The organism is Kribbella sp., assembly GCF_035655035.1.
Taxonomy (GTDB): domain Bacteria; phylum Actinomycetota; class Actinomycetes; order Propionibacteriales; family Kribbellaceae; genus Kribbella.
The window spans coordinates 1-6,796 of sequence record NZ_DASRVN010000119.1; the positions used below are offsets into that span (position 1 = coordinate 1).

General features: G+C 69.4%; 7 protein-coding genes and 1 pseudogene. 7 read left to right on the forward strand and 1 reads right to left on the reverse strand.

Translation table 11 applies throughout. The features are described 5' to 3' along the window. A pseudogene (locus VFF46_RS06810) lies at positions 1 to 209 on the reverse strand (MarR family transcriptional regulator); the annotation flags it as partial. Between the two features lie 146 nt (positions 210 to 355). Here VFF46_RS06810 and VFF46_RS06815 point away from each other — a divergent pair. From VFF46_RS06815 to VFF46_RS06845, 7 genes are all read left to right on the forward strand, one after another. Continuing rightward, positions 356 to 1,525, forward strand: a complete 1,170-nt coding sequence (locus VFF46_RS06815) for an MFS transporter (RefSeq protein ID WP_325036164.1) — start codon at positions 356 to 358, stop codon at positions 1,523 to 1,525. A gap of 43 nt (positions 1,526 to 1,568) precedes the next feature. Further along, entirely contained in the window at positions 1,569 to 2,612 is a 1,044-nt protein-coding gene (locus VFF46_RS06820) for a precorrin-3B synthase (RefSeq protein WP_325036165.1), read from the forward strand. Then, positions 2,609 to 3,238, forward strand: a complete 630-nt coding sequence (locus VFF46_RS06825; RefSeq protein WP_325036166.1) for a precorrin-8X methylmutase — start codon at positions 2,609 to 2,611, stop codon at positions 3,236 to 3,238. The genes VFF46_RS06820 and VFF46_RS06825 overlap by 4 nt, the downstream gene beginning before the upstream one ends. Continuing rightward, the gene (locus tag VFF46_RS06830) at positions 3,238 to 4,764 is read left to right on the forward strand and encodes a precorrin-2 C(20)-methyltransferase (RefSeq protein ID WP_325036167.1); all 1,527 of its coding nucleotides are present in this window, start codon (positions 3,238 to 3,240) and stop codon (positions 4,762 to 4,764) included. Before VFF46_RS06825 ends, VFF46_RS06830 begins: the two co-directional genes overlap by 1 nt. 94 nt (positions 4,765 to 4,858) lie before the next feature. Then, the gene (locus VFF46_RS06835; RefSeq protein WP_325036168.1) at positions 4,859 to 5,551 is read left to right on the forward strand and encodes a hypothetical protein; all 693 of its coding nucleotides are present in this window, start codon (positions 4,859 to 4,861) and stop codon (positions 5,549 to 5,551) included. A 64-nt stretch (positions 5,552 to 5,615) separates the two neighbouring features. Further along, complete coding sequence (locus VFF46_RS06840; RefSeq protein WP_325036169.1) at positions 5,616 to 6,188, forward strand: hypothetical protein; 573 nt, start codon at positions 5,616 to 5,618, stop codon at positions 6,186 to 6,188. A 41-nt stretch (positions 6,189 to 6,229) separates the two neighbouring features. Further along, a partial coding sequence (locus VFF46_RS06845) for an FAD-dependent oxidoreductase (RefSeq protein WP_325036170.1) occupies positions 6,230 to 6,796 on the forward strand: 567 nt, incomplete at its 3' end.

Here is a 6,796-nt window from a genome sequence, read left to right on the forward strand (position 1 = left end):
ACGACCATCGTGGTCTTGTCCATGTACGACAGCTCGGCGATCTGGATCTGGGTACGCTCGGCCTCCAGCGCGTGCCGCAGTACGCACTGCATCCGCAGCGTCAGCCCGATCTCGGCCAGCGCCGCGGACAGCTGGGTCTCCAGGACATGGCCGGCGTGCGTGAGATAGCCGGTCAGGTCGGGCACGGTACGTTCCGGAACTTGCGCCATACCTCCGAGAGTAGCGCGGAATCATCTGCCCACAGATGATCCGCAGCTGGATCATTCCGCGCGAAAATACGACGGCTTGCTCGGGCCGGACCGCGGTGTCGTGAAATCGCGAGCCGGGGAGGGGCGGCGGCGGTTGCCTGGGAGGCATGAGACTCCAGACGGCAATCCGGCCGACGACCGCGCGGTGGTACGGCGTCGGTGCGGTGACGCTCGGGATCTTCGCGATCGCCACCACCGAGATCCTCCCGATCGGCCTGCTGACACCGATCGGTACCTCGTTCGCCCTGACCTCAGGCCGTACCGGCCTGCTGATGACGATGCCCGGACTGGTCGCGGCTGTCTCCGCACCGGTCGTCACGCTGGTGACTGCCCGGCTGGACCGACGGCTGATGCTGTGCGCGCTCATGGCCTTGCTGGCGACCGCGGGCTTCCTCGCAGCCGCCGCGCCAGCGTTCTGGCTCGAGCTGGTCGCCAGGTTCCTCGTCGGGCTGACGCTCGGCGCCTTCTGGTCGATCGGCGCCAGCCTGGCCGGACGGCTGGTACCGGGACCACAGTCGACCAGAGCCACCGCCGTGATCTTCTCCGCGGTACCCCTCGGCTCAGTGCTCGGCGTACCTGCGGGCACGTTCCTCGGCGAGCTGGCCGGCTGGCGTACGTCGTTCGCCGCGCTGGGTGCGCTCTCTTTAGTGGCCCTGGTCGCCCTGCGCATCACAGTGCCTCCGCTGCCGCCCTTGCAGGTCACACAGGCCGCCGTACTCGCTAGAGCGCTACGCAGCAGCCCCAAGGCCCTGCTCGTCACCTGTCTGATCGTCACGGCGCACTTTGCGACCTACACGTACATCACACCGTTCCTCCGAGCGGTGGTGCGTCCCGAGCTCATCGGGTTGTTCCTGCTCGTCTACGGCGCCGCAGGTCTCGTCGGCAACGCAGTCGCGGGCACGTACTCCGCACGCAACCTCACAGCGACCTTCACCGCCTGTGCCGCTCTGATCGCCACGTCGACGCTGCTGATGCCGGTGCTCGGTCGCAGTACGGCGGGAGCGTTGCTGTTGCTGGTCGTGTGGGGGCTCGGGTACGGCGGCGTACCGGTCTGCTCGATGACCATGTTCGCCCAGGCCGCACCGGAGTCGCGCGAGGCGGCGACCGTGTGGTTCACGTCGTCGTTCCAGGCCGTGCTGTCGACTGGCGCGCTGCTGGGCGGTCTGGTCGTGGACGCGTGGTCGGTGCCGGTGGTGATGGTGGCCGGCGGTTGCTGCGCGGCGCTGACGGTCGGGGTCCTGCTGTGGTCCAGAACACAGCAGGTTTCGGGCACGTAGCATCTCGCCTGTGGCGAGGACTGAAGGCGATCGGTGCCCTGGCGTGCTGGCAGTGCACCAGGCCGCTGACGGCGGTCTCGCCCGCGTGCGGCTGCCCGGTGGACGCCTGACCGCGGCACAGCTCGACGTACTGCGTCGTGCTGCCGCTGAACTGGGTGACGGGCGGCTGGAGCTGACGTCGCGCGCCAACGTACAGCTGCGCGGTCTGGACGCGGACGGGCCGCGCGAGCTGTCCGACAGGCTCTACACAGCCGACCTGCTGCCGTCGATCGCCCACGAGCGCGTACGGAACATCCTGGCGTCCCCGCTGTCCGGTCTGGACCAGGAGTCGCGGTACGACGTGATGCCGGTGGCGGCTGCGCTCGACAAGGCGCTGTGCGACCGCCCTGCGCTGGCGGAGCTGCCGGGCCGGTTCTTGTTCGCACTGGATGACGGCCGTGGGGATCTGGCTGAGCTGCAGGCCGACGTGGCCGTACGGGCGTTGGACGAGCGCACTGGGCTGCTGAGTCTTGGTGGGCGGGGTGTTCGCGTCGAGTGGGCCGCTGTGCCGGAGTTGATGGTTGCCGCCGCTGAGGCGTTCCTGCAGGTGCGGGAGCAGGAGTGGCGGGTCGCTGAGGTCAGCGGCGGCGCCGAGCGCATTCTTGAACGCCTTGGGCTGCGCGCGACTGAGGTAGTGCCTGTTGAGAGCACACGGGTTGCTGCTGGTGTGCACGGGACAGCCCTGGTCGTCACGGTGCCGCTTGGCAGTCTCACGCAGGAGCAGGCTACTGCGCTGGGGCAGGTCGACGTTCGTATCACGCCGTGGCGCTCTGTTGTGGTGCCCGCCGGCACGAGCGGGCTGGAGGAGGTCGGGCTGGTCACGTCGCCGGACTCGCCGTGGGAGGGCGTCACGGCCTGTGCCGGTCGTCCGGGCTGCGCCAAGGCGTTGGCGGACGTGCGAGCCGACGCGACCCGGCAGTTGGCGCAAGTGCGTGGACGGCGGGTGCACTGGTCGGGATGTGAGCGGCGGTGCGGGAAGCCCGCGGGCGAGTTCGTGGATGTGATTGCTGTCGGAGACGGATACCTGGTGGACGGGGAACGGCTGTGAGTTACGAGTACGAGCGGGACGGCGCGGAGATCTACCGGCGGTCGTTCGCGACGATCCGGGCCGAGGCGGCGCTCGACGGGTTGCCGGCCGACGTGTCCCAGGTCGCCGTACGGATGATCCACGCGTGCGGGATGACCGACCTGGTCGCGGACCTGGCCTGGTCGCCGAACGTCGTGAAGAACGCCCGCGCCGCGCTCCAGGCCGGTGCGCCGGTGCTGTGCGACGCGCAGATGGTCGCGGCCGGGATCACGCGGCGCCGGCTGCCGGCGGACAACGAGGTGATCTGCACGCTGCCCGACCCACGGACCGCCGGGCTCGCGGACGAGTTGCGGACCACCCGGAGCGCGGCGGCGGTCGACCTGTGGGCCGACCGGCTCGACGGCGCGGTTGTTGCTATCGGCAACGCTCCGACGACGTTGTTCCGGCTGCTGGAGGTGATTGCGGAGGGCGGTCCACGGCCGGCCGCGGTACTGGGGATCCCGGTCGGCTTCATCGGCGCCGCCGAGTCCAAGGAGGCGCTGGCCGCGAACGAACTGGGCCTCGAGTACCTGGTGGTCCGAGGGCGCCGGGGCGGCAGCGCGATCACCGCGGCCGCCGTCAACGCGATCGCGAGCGAGGCAGAGTGATGACAGGTCGTTTGTGGGGTGTCGGGCTGGGTCCGGGCGATCCGGAACTGGTCACGGTGAAGGCGGCGCGGCTGATCGGGGCGGCGGACGTGATCGCGTTCCACAGCGCGCGGCACGGGCGGAGCATCGCGCGATCGGTCGCCGCGCCGTACCTCACCGAGGGGCAGATCGAGGAGCACCTCGTCTACCCGCTCACCACCGAGACCACGGATCACCCGGGCGGGTACCAGGGCGCGATGGACGACTTCTACTTTCAGTGTGCGGCTCGGCTGGCCGCGCATCTGGAGGCGGGCCGGGACGTCGTCGTCCTCGCGGAGGGCGACCCGCTCTTCTACGGCTCGTACATGCACATGCACAAACGCCTCGCGGACCGCTACCCGTGCGAGGTGGTGCCCGGCGTGACGTCCGTGAGCGCGGCCGCCGCCGTACTCGGCCGGCCGCTCTGCGAACGCGACGAGATCCTGACCGTGCTCCCCGGCACCCTGCCGCCGGACGTCCTCGCCGACCGTCTCCGCTCGACGGACGCGGCCGCGGTCATGAAGCTCGGCCGTACGTTCGAGAACGTGCGCGAGGCGTTCGAGCTGGCCGGTCGCGCCGACGAGGCCTGGTACGTCGAACGCGCCACCACCGACGCGCAGCGCACGGCCCCGCTCAACGAGGTCGACCCGGACGAGGTGCCGTACTTCTCCCTCGCGCTCCTCCCCAGCCCCATCAACAACACCTTCACTCCCCCGGCCACCAAGACGGCGCAGGAGGGCTCGGTGACGGTCGTAGGCCTCGGTCCGGCCGGCCCGGAGTGGATGACCCCCGAAGTACGCGCAGCAATCGCAGGTGCTGACGACGTGATCGGGTACACGACGTACGTCGACCGCTTGCCCGACAGAGCCCGGCAGCGTAAGCACGGCTCCGACAACCGTGTGGAGTCAGAGCGCGCCGCGTTCGCGCTGGACCTGGCCCGCAAGGGCTCCCGCGTCGTGGTGGTCTCATCCGGTGACCCTGGCGTGTTCGCGATGGCCAGTGCGGTCACGGAGGTGGCAGCGGAGCCGGAGTACGCCGACATCGCCGTACATGTGCTGCCGGGCATGACAGCGGCACAGGCGGTCGCCAGCCGCGTAGGGGCACCACTAGGTCACGACTACTGCGTGCTGTCCCTGTCGGATCGGCTTAAGCCGTGGGACGTCATAGCGCAGCGCCTGACCGCGGCAGCGCAGGCTGACCTGGCAATAGCTATCTACAACCCTGCTTCGAAGTCCCGTACCTGGCAGGTGGCCGCCACTCGGGACCTGCTGCTCGAACACCGTTCTGCCGACACACCGGTCGTCGTAGGGCGTGACGTCGGCGGCCCGGCGGAAGCGATCACTGTGACAACTCTGGGCCAACTGGACGCGCAAACGGTTGACATGCGGTGTCTGCTGCTGGTCGGCTCGTCACAGACGCGTACCGTTCCCCGTCCGGCCGGACCGTTGGTGTTCACTCCGCGCCGATACCCGGCAACGGTCAGTGAGACCACGCCAGGAGTTGGTTAATTCCGAACTCCGCCTGTGTCAGGCACCGTCCGGACGGGTAGGGGGCGTCCGCACGGTGCTTAGTTTTAGGCAGACCAGTGAGGAGCCCGCGGACATGAGTCAGCAGTACCCCGGTGACACCGCCACGATCGCCGCGCCCGCCGGTGACAGCACCCAGCGGTACGAGGAGGCACGGGCCGCGGCCAGCCGGGCGATGAGTACGATCACCGTCCCGGCGGACCAGCCGCTGCGCACCCCTCCGCCGGCCGCTGCGCAGTCCGACGTCGACCCGGAACTGCTGTCGTACCGCGGGTTCAAGTTCGGCGCCGCGTTCTTCGGCTGGCTGATCGCGATCGCGATGTCGGTGCTGTTGCTGGCGGCCGTGTCCGCTGCGGCGTTCGGAACTGCGCAGGTCCTCAACTACACGACCAGTGACGCGAAGGCGCAGCCCGGCGCGGCGTCGATCACCGCGGCCGCCGTCACGATCTTCATGCTCACGCTGGCGTTCTACACCGGCGGGTACGTCGCGGGCCGCCTGGCGCGCTTCGACGGCGGCAGGCAGGGCTTCGGGGTGTGGATGATCGCAGTATTCGTCGGAGCGATCGCAGGCGGTCTCAGCTGGTTCCTGAACAGCCAGTACGACCTGATCGGCAACCTGCCCCGGCCGAACGTCGCGCTGTCCAACCACACGATCCTGCTCGGCAGCGCCGCCGCTGCTGCCGCACTGCTCGTTTTCACCCTCATCGCCGCGATCGTCGGCGGCAAGTCCGGCCGCCGCTACCACGACCGCATCGACGAACTGCTCTGACGCAGCGTTTCCTCACCGGGTACCGGCTAGGTACACGGGGCTTGTCCGGTGAGGAGAAGCTGAGATGACGCAGCAATACCACGAAGAAGACACCCGCGCCGAGCGGCTCGGCCCTTCCGAGCCCCCCGCGGACGAACGACGCGTTGAGCCCGCACACCGCGCCTCCAGCGGCGGGGCCACGTTCTACGGCTGGCTGGTCGCTCTGGGGCTGGTCGGGCTGTTGACGGTGGTCGTCGGCGCAGCCGCGGCAGCTGTGGACTACGCGGTCACATTCAACTGGAACGACGCCAAAGGCAGCGCCGGCACCATCGGGATCGCGTCCGGTGCGATCCTGCTGGTGATCCTGGCGATCGGTTACTACAACGGCGGCTACGTCGCCGGACGGTTGGCCCGCCTGCACGGCGGCCGGCACGGCTTCGGCGTCTGGCTGCTGGGAGTCGTCGTCGCCGCGATCGCCGCAGTACTCGCAGGGGCGGCTGGTTCGCAGTACAACGTGCTGAACCGCATGGGGCTGCCGATCGCCGACCGCACGCTGACGACAGGTGGTCTGGTGGCAGCCGGTGCGGCCGTGCTGGTCACACTGATCGCGGCTGTTCTCGGCGGCATGGCGGGGCAGCGGCGGGTCAACAAGGAGTAGCCCCCGGGAAGACGTGAGGCCTGCTTCGCGTTCAAGCCTGTGTGCTTGACGTAGCGGTGATCGGGGCGGGGCAGGCCGGGCTGTCGGCTGCGTACCACCTGGTGCGGTTCGGGTTCACGCCGTACGACGAGGTTGTCGTACTGGATCGGAACGCGGAGCCGGGTGGTGCCTGGCAGCACAGGTGGGACTCGTTGACGATGCATGACGTCCACGGGATCGCCAACCTGCCCGGAGTACCGGTGCCGTCGAGTGCTGGGGCGGAGCGGGCCAACGCGTTCGTGCCTGCGTACTTCGCGGACTACGAGAAGCGCTTCGAGCTGCCCGTCGTACGGCCGGTGGCGGTCGAGACCGTACGGGCGATCGACGGCGGCTTCGCACTGGAAACGTCAGCGGGTCGGTACACCGCTGCTGCTCTCGTGAACGCGACCGGTACGTGGGACCGGCCGTTCATTCCGTGGTACCCGGGGATCGAGACGTTTCGCGGGCGCCAGCTGCACACGGCCGACTACCGTGGCGCGGCTGAGCTTGCCGGGGAGCAGGTGCTCGTTGTCGGCGGTGGAGCGTCCGCGGTGCAGCTGCTGGCGGAGGTGTCCGAGGTAGCGACCACA

Bases quoted from the DNA above. Each gene is read 5' to 3' on its own strand.
- VFF46_RS06835 (WP_325036168.1), top strand. From the start codon at position 4,859: ATGAGTCAGCAGTACCCCGGTGACACCGCCACGATCGCCGCGCCCGCC.
- VFF46_RS06830 (WP_325036167.1), top strand. From the start codon at position 3,238: ATGACAGGTCGTTTGTGGGGTGTCGGGCTGGGTCCGGGCGATCCGGAA.
- VFF46_RS06815 (WP_325036164.1), top strand. From the start codon at position 356: ATGAGACTCCAGACGGCAATCCGGCCGACGACCGCGCGGTGGTACGGC.
- VFF46_RS06840 (WP_325036169.1), top strand. From the start codon at position 5,616: ATGACGCAGCAATACCACGAAGAAGACACCCGCGCCGAGCGGCTCGGC.